This is a genomic window from Erwinia sp. 9145, assembly GCF_000745075.1.
GTDB lineage: Bacteria > Pseudomonadota > Gammaproteobacteria > Enterobacterales > Enterobacteriaceae > Erwinia > Erwinia oleae.
In genome coordinates this window covers 1,212,937-1,234,478 of record NZ_JQNE01000001.1, presented here as the reverse complement: position 1 = coordinate 1,234,478, position 21,542 = coordinate 1,212,937, and the positions used below count along the sequence as shown (strand labels likewise).

The 21,542-nt window shown below is 54.9% G+C and carries 19 protein-coding genes; 4 read left to right on the top strand and 15 right to left on the bottom strand.

Annotated features, from left to right (window positions below; genetic code table 11):
* Nucleotides 1-6 precede the first annotated feature (6 nt).
* The 4 genes from dinG to FA91_RS06145 all read right to left on the bottom strand — a co-directional run bounded on the left by dinG (nt 7) and on the right by FA91_RS06145 (nt 4,537).
* On the bottom strand, nt 7-2,169 hold the full coding sequence (gene dinG, locus FA91_RS06160) for an ATP-dependent DNA helicase DinG (RefSeq protein WP_034913612.1): 2,163 nt from the start codon (nt 2,167-2,169) through the stop codon (nt 7-9).
* 147 nt (nt 2,170-2,316) lie between these two features.
* The gene (locus tag FA91_RS06155; protein ID WP_156103061.1) at nt 2,317-2,901 is read right to left on the bottom strand and encodes an Ail/Lom family outer membrane beta-barrel protein; all 585 of its coding nucleotides are present in this window, start codon (nt 2,899-2,901) and stop codon (nt 2,317-2,319) included.
* Nucleotides 2,902-3,079: 178 nt separating this feature from the next.
* On the bottom strand, nt 3,080-3,877 hold the full coding sequence (locus tag FA91_RS06150; protein WP_051937053.1) for a DUF3750 domain-containing protein: 798 nt from the start codon (nt 3,875-3,877) through the stop codon (nt 3,080-3,082).
* A gap of 177 nt (nt 3,878-4,054) precedes the next feature.
* Nucleotides 4,055-4,537, bottom strand: a complete 483-nt coding sequence (locus FA91_RS06145) for an Ail/Lom family outer membrane beta-barrel protein (RefSeq protein ID WP_034913609.1) — start codon at nt 4,535-4,537, stop codon at nt 4,055-4,057.
* Between the two features lie 485 nt (nt 4,538-5,022).
* Between FA91_RS06145 and FA91_RS06140 the strand changes: the two genes are divergently transcribed.
* Nucleotides 5,023-5,772, top strand: a complete 750-nt coding sequence (locus FA91_RS06140; RefSeq protein WP_034913607.1) for a MerR family transcriptional regulator — start codon at nt 5,023-5,025, stop codon at nt 5,770-5,772.
* A gap of 109 nt (nt 5,773-5,881) precedes the next feature.
* On the top strand, nt 5,882-5,986 hold the full coding sequence (locus FA91_RS20975; RefSeq protein ID WP_034944941.1) for a protein YohO: 105 nt from the start codon (nt 5,882-5,884) through the stop codon (nt 5,984-5,986).
* On the opposite strand, the gene FA91_RS06130 is transcribed toward FA91_RS20975, so the two are convergent.
* From FA91_RS06130 to FA91_RS06115, 4 genes are read right to left on the bottom strand one after another with little or no spacing between them, the layout of a single operon-like run.
* A complete protein-coding gene (locus FA91_RS06130) occupies nt 5,973-6,698 on the bottom strand; it encodes an ABC transporter permease (protein ID WP_034913605.1) in 726 nt (241 codons plus the stop codon). The genes FA91_RS20975 and FA91_RS06130 overlap by 14 nt on opposite strands.
* A gap of 3 nt (nt 6,699-6,701) precedes the next feature.
* Complete coding sequence (locus FA91_RS06125; protein ID WP_034913603.1) at nt 6,702-7,634, bottom strand: ABC transporter ATP-binding protein; 933 nt, start codon at nt 7,632-7,634, stop codon at nt 6,702-6,704.
* Complete coding sequence (locus FA91_RS06120; protein WP_034913601.1) at nt 7,631-8,791, bottom strand: ABC transporter permease; 1,161 nt, start codon at nt 8,789-8,791, stop codon at nt 7,631-7,633. The genes FA91_RS06125 and FA91_RS06120 overlap by 4 nt, the downstream gene beginning before the upstream one ends.
* Before the next feature lie 43 nt (nt 8,792-8,834).
* The gene (locus tag FA91_RS06115; RefSeq protein ID WP_034919016.1) at nt 8,835-9,755 is read right to left on the bottom strand and encodes an ABC transporter substrate-binding protein; all 921 of its coding nucleotides are present in this window, start codon (nt 9,753-9,755) and stop codon (nt 8,835-8,837) included.
* Between the two features lie 217 nt (nt 9,756-9,972).
* Here FA91_RS06115 and FA91_RS06110 point away from each other — a divergent pair, with 217 nt between their 5' ends.
* The gene (locus tag FA91_RS06110; RefSeq protein ID WP_034913600.1) at nt 9,973-11,442 is read left to right on the top strand and encodes an MFS transporter; all 1,470 of its coding nucleotides are present in this window, start codon (nt 9,973-9,975) and stop codon (nt 11,440-11,442) included.
* 75 nt (nt 11,443-11,517) lie between these two features.
* Here the strand turns inward: FA91_RS06110 and FA91_RS06105 are convergent, their stop codons facing one another.
* Both FA91_RS06105 and FA91_RS06100 read right to left on the bottom strand, forming a co-directional pair.
* Complete coding sequence (locus FA91_RS06105) at nt 11,518-13,410, bottom strand: methyl-accepting chemotaxis protein (protein WP_034913599.1); 1,893 nt, start codon at nt 13,408-13,410, stop codon at nt 11,518-11,520.
* 94 nt (nt 13,411-13,504) lie between these two features.
* Nucleotides 13,505-14,632: a suppressor of fused domain protein gene (locus tag FA91_RS06100; RefSeq protein ID WP_034913596.1), complete on the bottom strand. Its 1,128-nt coding sequence runs from the start codon at nt 14,630-14,632 to the stop codon at nt 13,505-13,507.
* A 287-nt stretch (nt 14,633-14,919) separates the two neighbouring features.
* Between FA91_RS06100 and FA91_RS06095 the strand changes: the two genes are divergently transcribed.
* Nucleotides 14,920-15,360: a helix-turn-helix transcriptional regulator gene (locus FA91_RS06095; protein ID WP_034913594.1), complete on the top strand. Its 441-nt coding sequence runs from the start codon at nt 14,920-14,922 to the stop codon at nt 15,358-15,360.
* Nucleotides 15,361-15,478: 118 nt separating this feature from the next.
* On the opposite strand, the gene FA91_RS06090 is transcribed toward FA91_RS06095, so the two are convergent.
* From FA91_RS06090 to FA91_RS06070, 5 genes are all read right to left on the bottom strand, one after another.
* Entirely contained in the window at nt 15,479-15,724 is a 246-nt protein-coding gene (locus FA91_RS06090) for a YmjA family protein (protein WP_034913592.1), read from the bottom strand.
* A gap of 202 nt (nt 15,725-15,926) precedes the next feature.
* Complete coding sequence (locus tag FA91_RS06085) at nt 15,927-16,955, bottom strand: LLM class flavin-dependent oxidoreductase (protein WP_034913590.1); 1,029 nt, start codon at nt 16,953-16,955, stop codon at nt 15,927-15,929.
* 172 nt (nt 16,956-17,127) lie between these two features.
* Nucleotides 17,128-18,192 carry a mechanosensitive ion channel domain-containing protein gene (locus tag FA91_RS06080; protein ID WP_034913588.1) on the bottom strand — a complete coding sequence of 355 codons (1,065 nt, stop codon included), beginning with the start codon at nt 18,190-18,192 and terminating at the stop codon, nt 17,128-17,130.
* 495 nt (nt 18,193-18,687) lie between these two features.
* Complete coding sequence (locus tag FA91_RS06075) at nt 18,688-20,055, bottom strand: L-serine ammonia-lyase (protein WP_034913585.1); 1,368 nt, start codon at nt 20,053-20,055, stop codon at nt 18,688-18,690.
* A gap of 61 nt (nt 20,056-20,116) precedes the next feature.
* Nucleotides 20,117-21,400: an HAAAP family serine/threonine permease gene (locus tag FA91_RS06070; RefSeq protein WP_034913583.1), complete on the bottom strand. Its 1,284-nt coding sequence runs from the start codon at nt 21,398-21,400 to the stop codon at nt 20,117-20,119.
* Between the last annotated feature and the right edge of the window lie 142 nt (nt 21,401-21,542).

Sequence of the window (21,542 nt, the reverse complement as noted above, 5' to 3'; positions counted from 1 at the left end):
TACTTTTTAGCGACGGCGGCGCGGCGACGGTTTTTTCCCGCTCAGGGCAGGGCTGGCTTTCGGCAGCTCGCCTTCCGGCATCGCAGGCTGTTCAATGGGAAACACCGGCAGCGCCCCCAGCAGGCGCGAACCGTAGCTTTTACTCAGTAGCCGCCGATCGTAAATAACAATTTCGCCAAAGCAGGCGTGACTGCGGATCAGCCGCCCCACCTGCTGTATCAGGTTAAACGAGGCGCTCGGCAGGCTTTGTACTTCAAACGGATAGCGCCTGAGGCTTTTCAGCCATTCACCCTCGGTTAAAATAACCGGGCTGTCGACCGGCGGAAAAGCAATTTTATGAATATGCACCTGTGACAACAGGTCGCCTTTTAAATCCAGCCCTTCGGCAAAAGATTGCAGGCCGACCAGAATACTGGTTTCGCCCTGCTCCACCCGCTTGCGATGCAGCGCCACCAGCGCCGGGCGCGGCTTGTCGCCCTGCACCAGCATCATCAGCCGCAGTTCCGGCAGAAACGCCAGGAACTGCTGCATCGCGCGGCCGCTGGCGAACAGCACCAGCAGTCCTTTGTGCTTCGCCTCTTTGATCTGCTGGCGAAAAAAATGCGCCATCTCCGCCAGATGCTGTGCCTCAGTCGCCAGCGTCGGCTCATTGCGCATCAGCGGGATCAACAGTTTTCCCTGTTGAGGATGGTTGAACGGCGAATCGAGCGCAACAAAACGATCCCCGATCTCTTCGCGCAGGCCGGACATCTCCTGTAGCCGTTGAAAGCTGTTCAGCGAACGCAGCGTTGCTGAAGTCACCACCACGTGCGGAATTTTACGCCACAGCAGCTTTTCCAACTGCTCGCTGACGCGAATTCCCGCGCAGTGAAACAGCAGATGCGCGCTGCCTTCGCGGATCTCCCGCTGTACCCATTTTGACACCGGCGCGCCGGATGCCTGCGTCATCGCCGCCAGCCGCCATAGCTTAGTGCTTGCCTCAAACCAGCCCAGCGCTTTGTTGATCTGAATAAGCGTGCGGTGCAGCCGAACCACATCAAACTGGCCCGATTTTTCACTGAGATCGTTCAGCAGCGCTTCCGCCAGACCGCGCAGCCCGTCGCTTAATTTGAACAGGCGCGCGCATATCGTCAGAATTTCATCCGGCAGCAGCCCCATCTCAAAGCGGTATTCGCCTTCGTGGTTATCTGCCGGTAGCCACTGCGTCATAAGCGTCGACAGCATCTGAAGCTGTTCGCGCACCTCTTCGCAATGGGCTTTAAGCTTATCAGGATGGCTGAGCGCAGGCGGTTTTTTCGGCCGGAACTGCGCCATGCACTGCTCCACCAGGCGGCAAAAGAGATCGAGCTGAAGCACCGTCCAGCCGGGCGTGATATCGCCGCTCATCTCCAGCGCGTCACGGGCGACATCGGGAAGATGATGTCCCTCATCGAGCACCAGCAGCAAATTTTTCGGCGGCGGCAGCACCGACTCGTTCTCCAGCGCCGCCATCACCAGCGCATGATTCGCGACCACCACGTCCGCCTGTTCGATCTCGCGCCGCGCCACGTAAAACGGGCATTCGCGAAACCAGTGGCAGTTAGCGCCCAGGCAGTTCGCCCGGTCAGTACTTAAACGCTGCCAGAGCGACTCTTCAATTGACGCGTCGCAGTGATCGCGCAGGCCATCCCACTGATGTCGGTTGAGCGATGTTTCCAGCGAGGTGCAGAGCGCGCGTTCGTCTTTGCTGGCGGTCATGTCGTCATCCAGAAACAGTAGCAGATCGCCCTGCTTCTCTTCATCAGTCGCCAGCGCGGAAAGATTGCGCGGGCAGACGTAGCGACCGCGTCCAAAGGCGGCGGTGAATCGCAGGTCGGGAATGAGTTTTTTCAGCATCGGCAGGTCTTTGCTGAAAATCTGATCCTGAAGCGCCACGTTGGCGGTGCTGACCACCAGCGGCTTCTCTTCCGCACGGCTGACGGCAATGCCGGGGATCAGATAAGAGAGCGTTTTTCCCACGCCGGTGGGAGCCTCAATGGCAAGATGGCGCCCTTCTTCACCCGCGAGCGTTTTTGCCACCTCGGCGATCATCTGTCGCTGCGGCGCACGGGAGATAAAGTCGGGAATTTGCTGCTGGAGCGTTTTGTACCACTCCGCAATTTGCGTTTTTAACGCGGCAGTAAGCGCCATAACAACCACTTTTGATCAGAATGGCCTGTATTTTTACACAGTACAGGGGCCGACGTCAGCCTTCTTATCACCCAGGGTTAAATTATTGCGTGGGGGGTTACACAGACAGGTGAAGCGCCCCGACGATTTTCATCGGGGCGGGAGAGATCAGAAACGATAGCCGATGCCGATATTAACGCCGCGCGTTGTTAATCCAAACGCTTTACCCGCCTGATAGCCGACATCGATTGCCAGCGTATCCACCGGATTGAACTGCGCGCCTGTACCGTAAGCAAACGCGTTCTTTGAATCGCTATTATCATATCTGTCCTTGAATGTATTCCAGCTTACGCCGCCATTAGCATAAAGGCTGACATAATCATTCAGCCGCCAGGCCGGCCCAACCAGTAAAGAATAGCGCTCTAATTTGCCCTGTTCTTTATCACCCTGCATCCAGATAAAAGAGGCAATCACACCGGCGGGCGACGCGCTTTTTTCATAACGGTATTTCAACGCCATGCCCTGAATATCCGTAAAGTGATTTACTTCACTCTGCGCATAGCCGAGGGTGTAGGTGTGATTGTCTGCCAGAGCAGGCGTGGCGAGAGCAGCCGCAGCGGCCACAAGTAGAGTCAATGCCGTTTTCTTCATGAAATCGTCCTTAATTAAATCCATTAATGCGCTATCCGCGCGATAATAAACGCAGTTTACTTCTGTATGGCTAAATGCGATGAGTAGAATGCCAACCAACATTGTACCATCGTTGCATTTTATATTTTCGCCGGAAACAGTCTGTTTGGCGTAATAATATTTAATACAGATCAAATAACCAAAAAAAAGACAGATTAATGATAATCTGTCTTTATTAACTACTAATTCTGTCGCTTAATTTATTATTTCTGGCCCGTTCTCTCTTTTCACCGTCACCGGATTAATTACGCACAACCGGTTTATCAGTCAGCGGTGTTGCCGGCGATTTATCCACCCCTAAACGACCAATAAAAGGCAGCCGCAGCGCGGGCGACTTCACGTCCACGCCCAGGTTCAGGCTCAGCAGGTTCAGTTCAATGCCCTCTTCAATACCCAGGGTCACGCCCGCTATGCCAAACAGGGAGAGCTGTACGCCGCGTCCGGACGGCGGCAGCCCAACGGGGCGCGTCAGGGGCCGGAAATCTTTACCAATGGCGTTCGCAGGCATATCCAGCTTCAGCGCAGGCACTTCCCGACCAATGTGGGCCAGAAACGTATTGCTGTTCGGCCCCGGCCAGACGCGATAGGTGTGCGGCCACGGATAGCTTTTTATCGCCGCCTCAATGTGCGGGATCATCGCTTCGGCAGCGCTGCCGCGGTGTTCCAGCAGCAGCCCCGGACGCGCGCCAAACCAGTAGCCATCCGGCAGCGCGTAGTTTCGCCGCACAACGTTGTTGCTGCCCCAACTGATCACTTCATAGCGGCTGAAGCGCGTTTCTCCGGCTCTTTTGAAGATGATCCACGGATGTACCGCGAACAGGCCGCGCCAGCCGAACGTGGTGGCCGTATAAACCTGCACAATCGCGGTATCTTTTAACGCGACGGGATCGGGCGCGATGCCGGCAGAGTCGCGTCGGGCCGTGGCCCAGTCGCCGCCGGTAATTTTGACGCCGCTGTGGGTGGCTTTTACATAACTCTGCCCGAAGGAAAGCAGGAGAATACAGATAAAAGCAAGGCTACATACTTTCAGACAGACCATAGTTCCGTTTTCCGCGCGCTATAGCGGGCAAAGAGGTGATGACAACCGGGTGACGTGGAGAAGATTGCGTGAAATACGTTCGAAAGACCTTACTGAAAGCGGCGCAAACCTTCAACCTCTATTCCGGGGCGCGGCATTATTGGTAAAAAGAAGGAGCCCTGAGGCTCCGTGGTGGCCTCAGAAACGATAGCCTACGCCAAGGTTGAAACCGTGGCTGGATGAATCAAAAATATCACCGCCCTGGTAACCGACATCAATGGCGATATTATGAGTCACATCGAACTGCGCGCCAGCACCCCAGGCAAAAGCGGATTTGCTCTCGGATCCATAGCTGCCAAAGGTGGCACGGCTCCAGCTGACGCCGCCGGTGGCATACAGACTGAACAGATCGTTAAGGCGCCAGGCCGGGCCGAGCATTAATGCGTAGTGCCTTACGTTAACGTTGCTTTTTTCGCCCGACAGCCAGTTAAACGAGCCAATCAATCCCACCGCTGAGGCGTTTCCTTCATAGCGATACTTCGCGCTGATGCCGCTGATATCTTTAAAATCTTCCACTTCACTCTGCGCATAACCCAGAGAAATAGTCTGGCTTTCAGCAGATACCGGCATTGAAAACAGGACGCCAGACATCATCATCCCGGCAATAATTAACTTTTTCATCACATCTTCCTTAATGAGAACTGAGAGTGCTTCCTGAAGCGCAACGGATGGCACCCTTCGCTGCCCGACAGGTTCATTTTACAAAACGGTACGGCGGCAGGCCGCCGCGCGCGGTGATTATATCCACTGAGGTGTGAGACGCATGTCGTAAAATGTCGATATTATCTGCGGGGAATGGGAGAAAGGTGACGTTCCGCTTTGCGGAGGAAAGAGATTTTTCATTTTGCCTGAAGGGGAATATTGACGAATAATACGATTTGCGATGTGATGCTGCATGCCCGCTCAGGCAGCTTTACGGATGATGAGAAAAGTCCGCTACTGGAAAGACACTTCCCGGACAGCCTGGAATGGATATCTGCATCTGTCCGCATGTACAATTTTGACCATTTCTGTCGTACAGGCTAAGTTGTACAACCAAAAAAATCTTGTACAGAAATGAAGAGTCCGCTAGGGTTAGTGTAGCTGATTAGTTTAAGAGAGAATGAATGGCAATTTACAGTATTGGTGACGTCGCCGAACGATGCGGGATTAACCCCGTTACGCTTCGCGCATGGCAACGTCGCTACGGCTTATTGAAACCTCAACGGACCGAGGGAGGTCATCGTCAGTTTGATGATGAGGATATCCAGCGCATTGAAGAAATTAAACGCTGGATAGGCAGCGGCGTACCGGTAGGTAAAGTTAAGGCGCTTCTTGAAGGTGAAAACGTCAGCGTCCATGACGGCTGGACTACGCTTCAGGAAGAGATCATGAAAGTGCTGCGTCAGGTTAAGCCGTCGCGCATCAGAACAAAAATCGCCACAATGGGCCGGGAGCATCCCGCCAGCGATCTGATCGATCACGTTTATTTACCGGTCAGGCAGCGCTTAGGACTCGATCAGACCACCGCTCGCGCGATGTGCAGCCTCCTTGACGGCGCACTGATAGATTATGCGGCATTCTGCTTAACCGGATCGCGTAAAAAAGAGGGTAAAGACGCGCTGCTGATGGGCTGGGCAATCGACGATCGCACGCGCTTATGGCTGGAGGCCTGGCGGCTTTCTCAGCAGGGCTGGCGTATTGACGTGCTGGCGGAGCCATTAGAACTGCCGCGTCCTGAGCTTTTCCCCGGTCAGCAGATCTTCGTCTTTACCGGCAAACCGCTCTCCCGACGTCAGCAGGAACAGATGACGCACTGGCGCGAACAGGGTTATCCGGTCACCTATACCGGCCCACAGTATCCCCCTTCGAACTGAGCGCCCTGTGCAGGACAGCCCGTGACTGGACGCGGGCAGAGAGATGGCCTGGCGCAAACGTATGCGATATACTTACGTTCTTCCTCGCTTACGACGAACAGGCAACGGCATGAACGTGCAAAAATTCAGCGTAGTTATCCTTTTCCTGCTGATGGCCCTTGGCGGCATCGGCGGCGTGATGCTGATGGGTTACTCCATTATTATCCACTCTTAAAACGCTTCTGAAGGCGCTCGAAAAGCCGGTCGGTAACAATAGCCAGCAGCGCCACCAGGCAGGCTCCCTGAATCACATACGCGGTGTTAAAGCCGCTCAGGCCGATAATCACCGGCGATCCCAGCGTTTTCGCTCCGACGGTCGAGGCGATTGCCGCCGTGCCGATATTAATGATCACCGAGGTGCGCACGCCAGCAAGGATCACCGGTGCGGCCAGCGGCAGCTCAACCTTCGTCAGGATCTGCCAGCCATTCATCCCCACGCCTTCGGCAATCTCCTTCGCGCTGGCCGGCACCGCGCCAAGTCCGGCCAGCGTGCCTTGCAGGATCGGCAGCAGCCCGTAAAGCAGTAACGCAATAATGGCGGGTTCTTCGCCAAAACCCATAACCGGAACGGCAACGGCCAGCACCGCGACGGGCGGAAAAGTCTGCCCGGCCGCCACCAGCGTTTCCACCAGCGAGCGAAACTCACGCCCGGCGCGGCGGGTCACCATAATACCCGCGCCCATGCCGATAACAATGGCAAACAGGCTCGACAACGCCACCAGCCGGATATGCGCCAGCGCCAGTTGCATAAAGCTGTCCTGCTGATAAAGCGGGCGGGCCAGCTCGGGAAACCAGTGGGCGAACAGCGGTTCGCTCCAGGGCATCGCTAATAACAATGCGAAAAACAGCAGGATCAGCCACAGTAGCGGATCGCGTAATATGCGCATGATCTAATTCCCCCGCTGCCGCAGCAGATCGGCAAAGTGCAGCACGCCCAGCGGCTTTTGCTGCGCGTCGAGCACCGCCAGACGATCGGTCTGCCTGGCGATAAACTGCGACAGCGCTTCACGCAGCGTCATGCTCTCCGGGATCGCCTCCTCCTCAATCCATTCGCCGCGCCGGGCGGCCGCCCCTGCATTGCCGAGCGCAAGCAGCCGCACGCCCAGTTCGCTGCGCCCGAAGAAATCACGCACGAAGTCATTTTTTGGTCGGGTAAGCATCTCATACGGCGTTCCCTGCTGGACCACCTGCCCGCCGTCCATCAGCACCAGCCTGTCTGCCAGCGCCAGCGCCTCGTCAATATCATGAGTCACCAACACAATGGTTCGGCCCAGAAGTTGATGAATACGCACAATCTCCTGCTGAAGCGCGCCGCGCGTGACCGGATCGAGCGCGCCAAACGGCTCATCCATCAGCAGCACCTCCGGGTCGGCGGCCAGCGCGCGCGCCACGCCCACGCGCTGCTGCTGACCACCGGAAAGCTGGTGCGGATAGCGATGGCGAAAGCGTTCGTCGAGGTTCAGCAACGCGAGCAGTTCGCTGATCCGCGCTGAAATTTTGGCCTTCGGCCAGTTGAGCAGCGCGGGCACGGTGGCAATATTTTTTTCGACCGTCCAGTGAGGAAACAAGCCAATTGACTGAATGGCGTAGCCCATGCGCCGACGCAGCACCTGCGGATTAAAGCTGCGGATCTCTTCACCGGCAAACTGAATGGTGCCTTCATCATGCTCTATCAGGCGGTTGATCATTTTCAGCGTGGTGGACTTTCCGGAGCCTGAGGTGCCGATCAGCACGGTGAACTCGCCTTTGGCAATATTCAGCGACAGATCGCTGACGGCGGCCTTGCCCGCAAAGTGTTTGCTCACGTTGTTAAAGTTAATCATTGGCGCTCCGCCTCGATCACAGAAATGAGAAATTTGAACAGTGCGTCGATGATGACCGCCAGCGCAATAACCGGGATGACGCCGAGCAGCACCAACTCCAGCGCGCTGCTCAGCAGCCCCTGGAAAATGATGGCGCCGAAGCCGCCAGCGCCAATCAGCGCGGCAATCACCGCCATGCCCACGGTTTGCACTGAGATCACCCGCAGGCCCGAAAGCAGTACCGGCAGCGCCAGCGGCACCTCGGCATGCCAGAAGATCTGAGCTGGCGTCATGCCCATGCCCACCGCCGTTTCGGTCACGTCTTTCGGCACCTGTTGCAGGCCGGCCACCACACTTCGCACCAGCGGTAGCAGCGCGTAGAGCACCAGCGCAATCAGCGCGGGCGCCATGCCGATGCCGCTGACGCCAATTTTCGATAACGCCGGGAAGCTTTTCGCCAGCCCGGCCAGCGGGGCAATCAGCAGGCCGAACAGCGCAATGGACGGTACGGTTTGGATAACGTTTAGCACGGCAAAGACCGGCGACTGCACGGAGGCCCTGCGCGCGCACAGCCAGCCGAGCGGAATACCGATGACCAGCGTTGGAATAAGCGTTCCCACCAGCAGCAGCAGATGTCGCGTCAGCGCCTGATCGAACACCTCCTGGCGGTTGGCGTACTCTTTCAGTAAGGCCAACTGATCGAGCGTGCCGCTCAGCAGCAGAAAGATAACCGGCAGCCAGATCTGCCCGTTAAGCAGTAATTGCCACAGCGGCTTCGCCGTCAGGCGCGAAACCGCATCCGCCGCAATCAGCAGGCAGAGCGCCGACGCCAGCCAGAAGCCGCTGCCGAAGGACGTCCGTGCCAGCGGGCTGCCGGTCTGCGCCAGCCGCGTGGCTTCCATGCCGCTTTGCATCAGCAGCAGAATGAATAACAGTTCGCTGAGCAGCAGCGTCAGGATCAGTACTCGTGCCGAACCACGAAAAAAAGCAAGCAGCAGCAAAGCCGGAGCGGGAAGCAGGATCGCCCAGCTTATGCCATGCAGCGACTGAAACAGCGAAAGCGGCTGGCCGGAGACCAGGCGATTCGGCGCGTAATTCAGGAAAGGGAGCGCGGTTGCCGCCGCCATCAGCAGCACGACCAGCGTCAGCAACACGCGATTTGAGAGAGTATGGCGCAAAATTTCTCCGCAGAAATAACAGGCCGGCTACCCGGCCTTTGGCTCAGAGCAGGTGCTTCTGCTGCAAATAGTCTGCGGCCACTTTTTTGGCGTCCTGACCATCAACGGCGATTTTTGCGTTCAGCGCCTGAAGCGTTTTTTCATCCAGCGATTCGAAAACCGGCTTCAGCCATTCGGCAATTTTCGGGTTGGCTTTTAACACCGACTCGCGGATCACCGGCGCGGGCGCATAGATCGGCTGCACGTGTTTGGGATCGCTGAGCGTTTGCAGGCCAAGCGCGGCGACCGGGCCGTCCGTGCCGTAGGCCATCGCGGCGTTCACGCCAGAGGTCTGCTGCGCCGCCGCTTTGATGGTGACCGCCGTGTCTCCGCCCGCCAGCGACAGCAGCTGATCCTGTTTCAGGGTGAAGCCATAGGCTTTCTGGAAGGCAGGCAGCGCGTCCGGGCGCTCAATGAATTCAGCCGACGCGGCCAGTTTGAATTCTCCGCCCTTTTTCAGCCACGCGCTCAGATCCTCCAGCGAGTTAAGCTTGTTTTTCTGTGCCAGATCGCTGCGAACCGCAATGGTCCAGGTATTGTTGGCCGGGGCGGGCGTCAGCCAGGTGAGCTGATTTTTATCCTGATCTAACTTTTTCACCTTTTCGTAGCCCGCTTTGGCATCTTTCCAGGCCGCGTCGTGCTCATCATTAAAGAAGAACGCGCCGTTGCCGGTATATTCAGGGTAGATATCCAGCTCGCCTGCGGTAATGGCACCGCGTACGACCTGGGTCGTGCCGAGCTGGACTTTATTAATGGTTTTCACGCCGTGTTTATCCAGCACTTGCAGGATAATATTCCCTAATAACGATCCTTCCGTATCAATTTTTGAGCCCACTTTTACCGGTTCAGCCGCTTTCGCCGTGCCCGCCATCGCCAGTAACACCGCCAACGCCAACCCGCCGATACGCCCTGCTTTGTTCGCCATTTTCTTTTCCTTTTTTTCAGAATAATTAAAAGCGTAGCCTAATTCATCGCCAGGTAAAATCAGACGGACCAAAACCCTGAAGCGCTAAGATCAAGAGGAACCCGTTATCACGATAATTTCAACGTTTAATCGGTTGTAACTTATAACCAGCTGGAATTTAACTCTGCATAAGCGCGGCGTATTCTTGACGCTACTTCTAAAAAATGAACATCACATTATGACCGATCTCACTTCTTCGGCGCACGTCGCCACCGCAGGTACGGCGCCGTCCGGCGAATCGGTAACGATTCGCCGGGCCGCTGACGTCTCCCGGCTCGTCAATACCAGCACCCAGGCGCGCAGTAACGCGCGGATTGTCATCGGCATCGCGTTGGGCGGTGTTTTTCTCGACGCGTACGATCTCGGCGCGCTGGCCTTTGGCATGAAGGACGTGACACGCGAGTTTGGTCTGTCACCCGGCGGCGCAGGGATGGTGGCATCCGCCATTGCTTTCGGCGCGATCGTCGGCGCGCTGATTGGCGGTTACCTGACGGACAAAATTGGCCGCTACCGGGTTTTCATGGCCGATATGTTCTTCTTCGTGGTTGCCGCGATTGCCTGCGCGCTGGCCCCAAATGAGTATGTGCTGGCGGGCGCCCGTTTCGTGATGGGCCTTGGCGTGGGCATCGATCTGCCCGTGGCGATGGCGTTTCTGGCGGAGTTTTCAAAACTGAAGGGGCGCGGTAATAAGGCATCAAGTATCGCCATGTGGTGCCCCACCTGGTATGCGGCGATCTCCGTCTCCTATCTGCTGGTACTGTTTTTCTACGCCGTGCTGCCGGATGAGCACGCAGGCTGGCTGTGGCGCATCATTCTTGGCTTTGGCGCGGTGCCTGCGCTGCTGATCATCGCCATTCGCAGCCGCTATATGAGCGAGTCGCCGGTGTGGGCGGCGAATCAGGGCAACCTGAACGGCGCGGCGGCGATCCTGCGCAGTTCTTACGGCATCAATGCGCATGTTGCCGACGACGCCGACCTGACGCCCGCTGCGCCAACGCGGCGTGCGGGCTGGCGCAACTACGGCGAGCTGCTGAAAGGCATGTATCTGCGGCGCACCATTCTGGCCACCGTTACGGCCGTGGCTTCCGCATTCGCCTATAACGCGGTGGCCTTTGGCCTGCCGGTTATTCTCTCCAGCTTTCTTGCGCAGTCGATGCTGAGCACCATTCTGGTTTCGCTGGCGCTTAATCTGCTGTTCGCCTTTACCGGCGGCCTGCTGGCCGTCCGGCTGGTACCGCGCTTCGGCGCGTGGAAAATGACCGTGCTCGGTTATGTCTGTCAGTTTGCGGCGCTGCTCGGCCTGGCGCTGATCGGCAAGCCGGACAGCGGCGCAGAAGCGGCGATCTCCATCGCCATGCTGGCGCTGTTTTTACTTGGCCAGGGTTTCGGACCGGGTTCGCACACCATGACATTCGCCTCGCTCAGCTACCCGACGTCGCTGCGCGGCGTCGGCGTCGGCTTTAACCAGACGCTGATGCGCGGAAGCTCAACGGTGTCACTGTTTACCTTTCCGCTGCTGTCGGCGGCGTTAAGTACCGATGTGTTCTGGGTGATTGCCCTGGCGCCGCTGGCCGGGCTGGTGGCGCTGCTGGCGATTCGCTGGGAGCCGTCAGGTTATGACGTAGACGCGGAAGATTTTGCGCCGTAAACATCAGGCGAAAAAAGGCAGCATGACGCTGCCTGAGACCATCGTCGGGGAGCCCGCTGCTCCCCGACCCGCGCATTACAGTTTAAAGCCGCCAACGACCTGCGCCAGCCGGACGCTCTGCTCATCCATCGCCTGTGCCGCCGAGGAGACCTGCTCAACCAGTGAGGCGTTTTGCTGCGTGGTGCTGTCAAGCTGGTTGATGGCGGTATTCACCTGATCGATACCGATACTCTGCTCGCGGCTGGCGGACATGATTTCCGCCATCAGCGTGGTCACGTTGCTGACGCCGCTCATCAGTTCATCCATGGTGTTACCTGCTTCATTCACCAGATGACTGCCCTTATCGATATTGGCGACGGACTCTTCAATCAGCTTTTTGATCTCCCGCGCCGAGTTTGCGGAACGCTGCGCAAGGTTACGCACCTCCGACGCCACGACGGCGAACCCTCTGCCCTGCTCGCCGGCGCGGGCGGCTTCAACCGCCGCGTTCAGCGCCAGAATATTGGTCTGGAAAGCGATGCTGTCGATGACGCTGATAATATCAACCACCTTGCGGGAGGAAGCGTTGATTTCGCCCATGGTGCTGACCACCTGTTTCACCACGTTCGAGCCGCGATTTGCCACCTGTGACGCATCGCCCGCCAGCTGGTTGGCGTGCGTGGCGTTGTCGGCGTTCTGACGAACGGTGCCGGTGAGTTGCTCCATCGACGCCGCCGTTTCGACGATCGCGCTGGCCTGGCTTTCTGTCCGCGCAGAGAGATCGAGGTTACCGCTGGCGATCTCCCGCGACGCAGAGGTGATCGCCGTCGCGCTCTCGCCCACCTGACGCAGCAGTTCCTGTAAATAGCCGATGAAGTTGTTAAAGCTTTGCGACACCGCATTAAATTCCGGGCTGCTGCTGGCGGGCAGACGCTGCGTCAGATCCGCGCCGCCGGAGGAGAGCGCCAGGATATTATCATTGAGGCCGTTAAGCCGTTTCATCATGGCGCGGACAAAACCAAGCAGCACCAGCAGCAGCATAATGGCCAGTGGGATCTGTACCAGGCCAAGGCGCGTTAAAATGGAGTTTGTTTGCGCGGCGAGCAGCGCGGTGGGCACGTCGCTGGCGATTAACCACGGGCTGCCGGCAATCGGCTGCACCATCAGCGTATGCTCGCCGTCATTGCCCTCGTAAGTGCTTTCTCTGCCGTCGCCTGTGCCGCTCAGCATCGCCCGCAGTGAAACCGCCATCGGATCGGACTGCTCGCTCAGATTACTCAGTTTTGGCGTTGCGTCGGCCAGAGCGGCGTCGCCAACCACTTTGCCGTCCGCTTCAACAATCAGCACCTTGCCGTGGATCGCCTCGCCCATCTCTTTGGCGAGATGATTGAAGAAACCAAGCGTAACGTCGATGGTGGTCACGCCCCATACCGCACCGTTGCGATAAATCGCCATCGCGCAGTTGGTGCGCGGCTGCGGGCTGGCCGCATCCTGATAGGCATTTGCCCAGGCACACTGCCCTTCCGGCGCGTTCTGGCCGTCTTTATACCATGACTGCTCATAGTAGTTGGGCGCGTCGGCAGAGTTCCAGAAGGTGTTGACCTGGAGGGTATTGTTGCTGTCGCGGGCAAAGAAAGTGCTGAACTTATCCTTTGCCGGATCGCGCATTTTCGGCAACGGCCAGACGCCGCCGCCAAATACGTTCACATCTTTGTACTGATTCACCAGCGCGGGCAGCACTTTATCGATATTGTCGCTATCGAGTACCGCGACGGATTCGGTAATGCTGCGCTGCTGCGCCTGAATACGGTTCATCATTTCACTGATGCGTGCGCCAATAGTCTCCACTTCATAGCGCACCAGACGGCTTTCGCTGGCGCTGAGCTGTGGCGCGACAAACATTTTGATCACCGTCACCGTGATCAGTAGCAGCAACACGAAGAAACCAACGATCAGTAGGGTAAATCTGGCCTGGGTTGTTTTTAACATAGTATAAGCCCCGATCAACTCAATCAGGCATGATTGCCTGATCGAGTTAACGGCGCAGCGGAAAATAACTTGAGAGGACGGCGTCAGATTTTCTTTATGACGCTGGGGCGCCTGGCGCTGGCGGCTCCACCACCTGCTGACGGGGAAGGAAAATATGGTGTGCGCCGTATTCCCGCAGTTTCTCGATCAACCGCAGACCGCCGTTGTCAGCGGCCTCGGCAAATTCGCGCTCGGCGGCGGTGACGGGCGTCGTCCACAGCAGGTTAACCTTCTCACCGTCACGCTTCGGCAGCGCAAGCTGCCCCGCTTCGCCCGCGAGCGCCCCAGACAGTATAAAGCCGTCGAAGCCGACCGGCGCAACGGCAGATTCCAGCGTGTGCCCTTCACCTAACCAGCTGAGCCGCGCCCAGGGATAGTGCGCAAAACCCGCCAGCGCGCTGGCCATTTGTACCGCGTTCTCTTCGGTCATCACCTCTGCATCAATCGCCATCGCCAGCTCGGTGCGCCGATACTGAGGCGCCAGATCCTCGTAAAGAAAATCAACCCACGGCATCGGGCGGATGCACATACCAACGGTGAGAAAATACCAGCAGCCCTGATGAAAGTGCTGAGAGATGGCCATCGGTGGCCAGCTGCCCTGGTCTATGGTGTAGTATTTGAGCGAATCGCCATAGTGTGATTCATAGCGCTTAAGCAGTTCCCGCTGAAGCGGTTCCCAGAGGTGTCCATCGTGCCAGTCGCGCCAGAAGTGACGATGCGACTCGGCTCGGGCGTAGTAGTCATTGGTGGAGGCCGAACCGAGCGGCGCGGTAAGCCGGTTTTCCCTGATGCAGCCTGCGGAAAAGCTGACCTGTCGATTCTGATAGAGGCTCCAGCCGGGGATCACCGCCAGCAGTTGCCCCTGATACCACAGCGCGGCGCCGTCATCGGCCGGTTCCCATATCACCTGCAAACCGGCGGGGTCCAGCGCAGGTTCCGCTTCGAGCGTGCGGCAATGTTCCGCGCTTAACAGCGGCGCAATGCCCTGCTCCATCGCTTCAACGTCTTCGCGGGACGGTGCGGGCAGCAAGTTACGCAGCCAACAACCGCGCACGGCAAACTGCGTACGAAACGGTTCGGCTGGCCAGATATAAAAATAGGCGGTGCGCTCATCCTGTTCAACCGTAGCGATAAGCGTTTGCTGCTGATTAGGGAACTCAGCAATGCGGTACGACTGTGTCATAAAGCCTCGACGTGATAGGGCGGAATCCTTTTCCTGAAGTTTCCCTTAGCGTAAAGAAGGATGATATGTCACGCCATATCACGACAAGGAGAAGAGTCTCAAAACGCGCGGTGCTGGCGCCACATCGCGCCTGATCACCTTCACAACGCCTGTTTTTTGTCCTTTTCTGATTTTGGTTAAGTATTGCGCTGAAAAATTCCGTTGAGGAAAATGGCTCTGTTATGATCGCTGCCGTTCACTTTGCAGGCCATACCGCGCTTGTTTGAGAAAACACTACAGGAGTTAAGATGCGTTTCAGCACCATGTCGGACAGTGAAATTATTGCTGAACTCTGTCACCGGATTAAAGAAACTCGCATGCAGCTGGGGCTTTCGCAAATTGAGCTGGCGGAACGTTCGCGCGTAGGTATTGCCACGATCAAGCGCGTTGAATTAGGTGAATCGGTGACGCTGAGCACGCTGATAGGTCTCCTGCGTGGTCTGGAGAGCCTGCATCAGCTGGAGTCGATTTTATTTGATTCGCATATTCGCACGTTTAATGCGCAGTTCAGCAAGGATTCATGCGCGCGGATCCGGATCCGTAAAAAACAGACGCCGTTGAAAGAGCGCTGCTCTGCTTTAACAAAAGAAGAGGGAACAAAAAACGAGAGCGGCATCAATGAATGGTTTGTTTCTTCGGCGACCAGCAATCTGGTCTGGTCTTTTGGTTCAAAAGAGCCGGAAAAATAAAGGCGGCGACGTAATGAATAAAACCGCCGAAATCTCCTGAAAAAAAAGCTGATGATCGGCACGGAGCGGAGATAACCCTGGCTACTTCGCAGGGTGCGCATAATGAACCCGCCAGGCGCTACTCATTGCCCCATTGATTCAAAAACGTCGCTATCTCATCAATACGAAGCGCGTCAATGCCGGCTTCGCTGGCCATCTCTGCCTGCGCATTCTCACTGATTTCTTCATTATTCATCAGGCGGGCGATCAGTAACTGAAAATAATGGGCCAGATGTTCACGTTCTGACTCGCTCACTGGTGTTGCAGATTCCGTCGAATACTCATCCACGATGTCATAAAATTTAAGCGGTACATCTTTAGTCATAAGTCACCTCTGAAGGGTAAGTGATGGCGAGTATTTACTTCTGGTATCAGGTCGCTTGAAGAGAGGAAATATCTGTGGGCTCAACAAGGGCACCGGAGGCGATTTATCCGTTACTGACTGAGCCATAAGATAATCCAGCCTGCGGGTTGCGATTAAATGCCGCGCATAGTGTACAACATGCGCGGCGTTTTTCCTGCCAGACTTATGCCTCGCGCCAGCCCATTGACGGCGCGACGTGCTTCAGAATGGACTCGATAACGTGGACGTTGTAATCCACGCCCAGCTGATTCGGCACGGTCAGCAATAGCGTATCCGCTTCGGCAATTGCCTCATCCTGTTTCAACTGTGCGATCAGCTTGTCCGGCTCTGCGGCATAGCTGCGCCCGAAAATCGCGCGCGTTTTCTCATCCAGGAAACCGACCTTATCATTATCTTCACGGCCTGCACCAAAATACATCCGGTCACGATCGTCCATCAGGGCAAAAATACTGCGGCTGACCGAGACGCGTGGCATACGTGTATGCCACGCTTCCGCCCAGGCCTCGCGGTACGCCCGGATCTGTTTTGCCTGCTGAATGTGAAAAGGTTCACCTGTTTCATCGTCTTTCAGCGTGGAACTTTGCAGGTTCATGCCCAGTTTCGCGGCCCACACCGCCGTCGCATTTGAACCGGCGCCCCACCAGATACGGTCGCGTAAACCTTCAGAATGTGGCTCAGGGCGTAACAGGCCTGGCGGGTTCGGAAACATCGGCTGCGGATTGGGTTTCGCAAAACCTTCGCCACGCAGCACGTCCAACAGCACCTCGGTGTGACGGCGCGCCATATCAGACTCGTTTTCTCCTTCGGAAGGGGCATAGCCAAAATAGCGCCAGCCATCAATCACCTGCTCCGGGGAACCGCGGCTGATCCCCAACTGTAAACGTCCGCCAGCGATCAAATCCGCTGCCCCTGCATCCTCCGCCATATACAGCGGGTTTTCATAGCGCATGTCGATAACGCCCGTGCCGATTTCAATACGGCGGGTTTTTGCGCCGATCGCGGACAGCAGAGGAAACGGCGCGCTGAGCTGTCGGGCAAAGTGATGCACCCTGAAATACGCGCCGTCCGCCCCCAATTCTTCAGCGGCAACCGCCAGGTCGATGGATTGCAGCAGCGCGTCAGCGGCCGAACGGGTTCCGGACTGCGGCGACGGCGTCCAGTGACCAAATGACAAAAATCCAATCTTTTTCATGACGTATTTATCCTGATCTCGCGGGAAATTCTCAGCAGGTTGGCAGTGTTGATGCTCAAACAAGCCTTCCCCGCCTCGTGTTATCCCTACTTTACGCGTTACCTGATGAGAATAAATATCGTTTGTTTAACATAATGCATCAAATAAATTGACCGAGTGAGCTCCCGGACTATCAAACACTGGAATCGGTCAGCGTAGCCCTTACGTGAGGCAGGCTCTGCGGGTAATTTTGCTGAATAAACTCAATCATTTTTTCCCGAACGTGGCAGCGTAAATCCCAGGCGATGGGGGAATTCTGCGCAGTCATCAACAATCTGATGGTCATGGTTTTGTCATTAGCATCGGTAACCTGAAGCACCTGAGTCTGTTGATCCCAGAGTTTTGTTTCACTGAGTATTTTTTCAAAATGCTTACGCAGTGGTTCTAATGGCATCGAATAATCAAGGTAAAGAAAAACAGAGCCTAGTATTTGTGCGTTATTACGCGTCCAGTTCTGAAAGGCATTTTCTGTAAAGTATGTAATGGGCAAGACCAGTCGGCGCAGATCCCAGATACGCACAACAACATAGGTCAGGTTTATCTCCTCAATCCAGCCCCATTCATTTTCAACGACCACGGCATCATCGATTTTTATAGGTTGTGTAAAGGCTATCTGAATGCCGGCAAAAAGATTGACAAGAGACTTCTGAAGGGCGAATCCAATGATTATTCCTGCAACACCGGCACCGGCCAGAATTGTCGTGCCAAATTTTCGAACACCAGGAAAGCTGAGCAGAATCAGAGTAAGACAGAAGGCCACCAGAATTACAATAGCGACCTTTTTGACATATATTATCTGAGTGCGAATTTTCCGCGCACGTAGGTTATTCGAGAGATTAATGTCATAGCGTATAAAAAGCATATCCTGCGCAACATTAGTTAATCGAATTAATACCGAGCAAAATGATAATATTATAAAAACATTAATAATGGTTGTGATAAACGCAAGAGAGTCAGGATGAATATTAATATAATTAATCCCTACATTTATTAACAGTAAGGGAATGAAAAAAAACATTGATCCACGAAGATGCATTTCAAGCGATTTGAATAATTTCCTGTCACGATTCTGCCAGTAGCGGATGAATCTGAGAAGTATAAACCGGGCCAGGAAACCCAGTGCGAATGAGAGCGTGACGAGCAATACAGCAGGCACCCATATCGGAGCGCCAGATAACTCACCAAATATTAATGGCATTATTTTCCCTTATATTCAGCCAACAACCTGTAGTTGTCTGATAAGTCACGAAAATCCAGTAACCGTTGTCTTCACGGTTATCTGAGGTTTATATAATTAATGCACATTAGTTTATCAAAAATCTAATTAATTAACTTCCTTAACCCATAAAACCTCACACAGGCAGCGATGCTTTATGAACGCGCAAACACAATCTACTGAAATTTATGAGAAATTCTTATTTCCCTGTCAGGGTAACTGGATGGGTGCGCTTAAACCCACCTGGCGTCATCGGCCTGTACCAGACGCAACGCGGAGGTACAGGTTGGGCACGGCGGAGCGCGACAGGCCAAAAAGGTCAAAAGTCGAAGGCCGCACTGTCAGCATGGCTGTGCATGTCCACACTTTGCGCCCGTTGCTTCATTACAGGAATATAACCGGGGATTGACGGAAGGAATGTCGTTCTGACTGGCAACAAAGAACAACCGCCTGCCAGCCAGACGGTTGTTCGCCTGTTCAGGCTTCGCAAACGGCAACTTTAATCGCCAGGCCGCCCCGCGCGGTTTCACGGTATTTGGCGTTCATGTCTTTGCCGGTTTCAAACATGGTTTCAATGACTTTATCCAGCGAGACTTTAGGATCGCTGGTACGGTACATCGCCATGCTTGCTGCATTGATGGCCTTTACGGCGGCGATGGCATTGCGTTCAATGCACGGTACCTGAACCTGTCCTGCAACAGGATCGCAGGTCAGCCCCAGGTTATGTTCCATGCCGATCTCCGCCGCGATGCACACTTTCTCAGGACTGCCGCCAAGCAGTTCGGCCAGGCCAGCAGACGCCATTGAACAGGCCACGCCCACCTCGCCCTGACAGCCCACTTCCGCGCCGGAAATAGAGGCATTCATTTTATAAAGTATCCCGATGGCACCGGCGGTCAGGTAATAGCGCGTGTAAATTTCAGGCGTCACAGGCTGTACAAAGCGATCATAATAGGCGATGACCGCCGGAATGATACCGCAGGCGCCATTGGTGGGGGCGGTGACTACCCGCCCGCCAGAGGCATTCTCCTCACTGACGGCCATCGCAAACATATTCACCCAGTCCATCGCGCTCAGCGGCGTCACATGTTGTCCCTGGGGTTCTAATACGCGATGCAGTGCGGAAGCCCGACGCGGCACTTTCAACGGGCCGGGGAGCGTACCTTCGGTTTTCATTCCCCGATGAATCGCATTTTTCATCGTTTCCCAGATCGCCGCCATCTGTCGCTCAACGTCGCTTCTGCCGTGGCGGGCAACTTCATTTTTCATCATTACGGCTGAAATCGATAAACAATTATCATGGCAATGCGTCAGCAGGTTGCGTGCGGAGTAAAAAGGGAACGGGATAGCGCACTCACTTTCCTGATTTTTACCAAACTCCTCTTCCGTGACAATAAATCCACCGCCCGTAGAATAATAGGTTTGAGAATGCATCATTCTGCCGTCAATAAAAGCAGTAATACTCATGCCATTTTCATGCAGCGGAAGAAATTCATTATGAAATCGCATACATTCCGTAACGGGAAAGGCAATTTCACGCCGACCTTCATCAATAATTAAACGATTTTTATCGTTAACGTCTTTAATCATCGCCGGTATGGCGTCGACATCGACCGTATCGGGTAGATAACCGGACAAACCGAGAATAATAGCAATGTCGGTGTGATGACCCTTGCCGGTTAATGAAAGCGAACCATAGACATCGACCACCAGTCGCGTCACGCTATCCAACAGCCCTTTTTCACGCAGACAATCGGTGAAGTGTTTTCCTGCTTTCATTGGCCCGACGGTATGTGAACTGGACGGGCCAATGCTGACTTTGAAAATATCGAAAACGCTGATCATAAAGCACCTGTGTGCAATGACAGGGACACGCTGAGGGTATCCCTGAAATGAGGAAATTAAATTAATTAACCAGTGAATAAGCAATGGCCGAAATGGCGATGAGTCCCATTACCACGATAAAGACGTTGCTGATATGACCGCTGTATTTGCGCATCGCAGGGACTTTCTGAATGGCATACATTGGCATCAGGAACAAAATGGTGGCAATAATCGGCCCACCTAACGTCTCAATCATTCCAAGGATGCTGGGGTTAAGCGTTGCGACAATCCAGGTGGTCACCAGCATAAACAGCGCGGTTAGCCTGTTGAGACGGCCTGCTTCAATACTTTTACCCCGGCTGCGCAGTGATTTAATCACCATGCCATTAAAACCTTCACGGGCGCCTAAATAGTGACCAAGAAAAGATTTAGTTATGGCGATAATGGCAATGATCGGCGCCATCCAGGCGATAACCGGCGCATTAAAGTGATTCGCGAGATAAGAGAGAATAGAGATATTCTGCGCTTTTGCTTCAGCCAGATCCGCAGGCGAGAGACTGAGTACGCAACTGAACACGAAGAACATCACGGTAAGAACCATCATAACGTGCGCGCAGGCCAGTATTTTCGAACATTTTCGTTCGGCATTTTCACCGTACTCTGCGCGCTTCGCCACGGCGAAAGAGGAGATAATAGGCGAGTGGTTAAAGGAGAAAACCATGACCGGGATGGCCAGCCACAGCGTCATCCACAGGCCGTTGCCCGTAGACGACGCGCTGTTGAAGGAGAGCGTGTCGAAAGCGGCACTGTTCCAGTGCGGGATCAAATAGCAGGCCAGCAGCATCAGCACGGCAACGAAGGGAAAAACCAGCACGCTCATCGCTTTAACAATCATCTGCTCGCCCAGGCGGACAATGGTCATCATTCCGAGGATTAAAATCAGTGAAAGCACAGCACGGGGCGGCGGCGTAAGGTGAAGCTGGTGCAACAAAAAGCTTTCAACCGTATTGGTGATCGCCACGCTGTAAACAAGCAGAATGGGATAGATAGCAAAAAAATAGAGCAGGGTAATCAGCTTGCCTGCGCCAATACCGAAATGTTCCTCAACCACTTCAGTAATATCTTCTCCCGGATTTTTTCCCGACAGTACAAAACGCGTAAGCCCACGATGGGCGAAGAACGTCATCGGAAAAGCCAGCACGGCCATCACGATCAGCGGCAGCATTCCACCGCCGCCGGCATTAATTGGCAGGAAAAGCACGCCTGCGCCAATGGCGGTTCCGTACAGCCCCAACATCCAGACGATATCGCTTTTTCTCCAACTACTGGCCTTATGCGTGGCAAGCGTATTTTGAACGGTATCCATAAAACCTCTGTGATATCTATATTTTGAATAAAATAGTGGTATATTTAACTTTCACTATAGTAATACAAATTACCGTTCTTAAATATGCATTCAGATCACACTACATCGTTCATCAATGGTACTATTAACGCATCAAAACTAA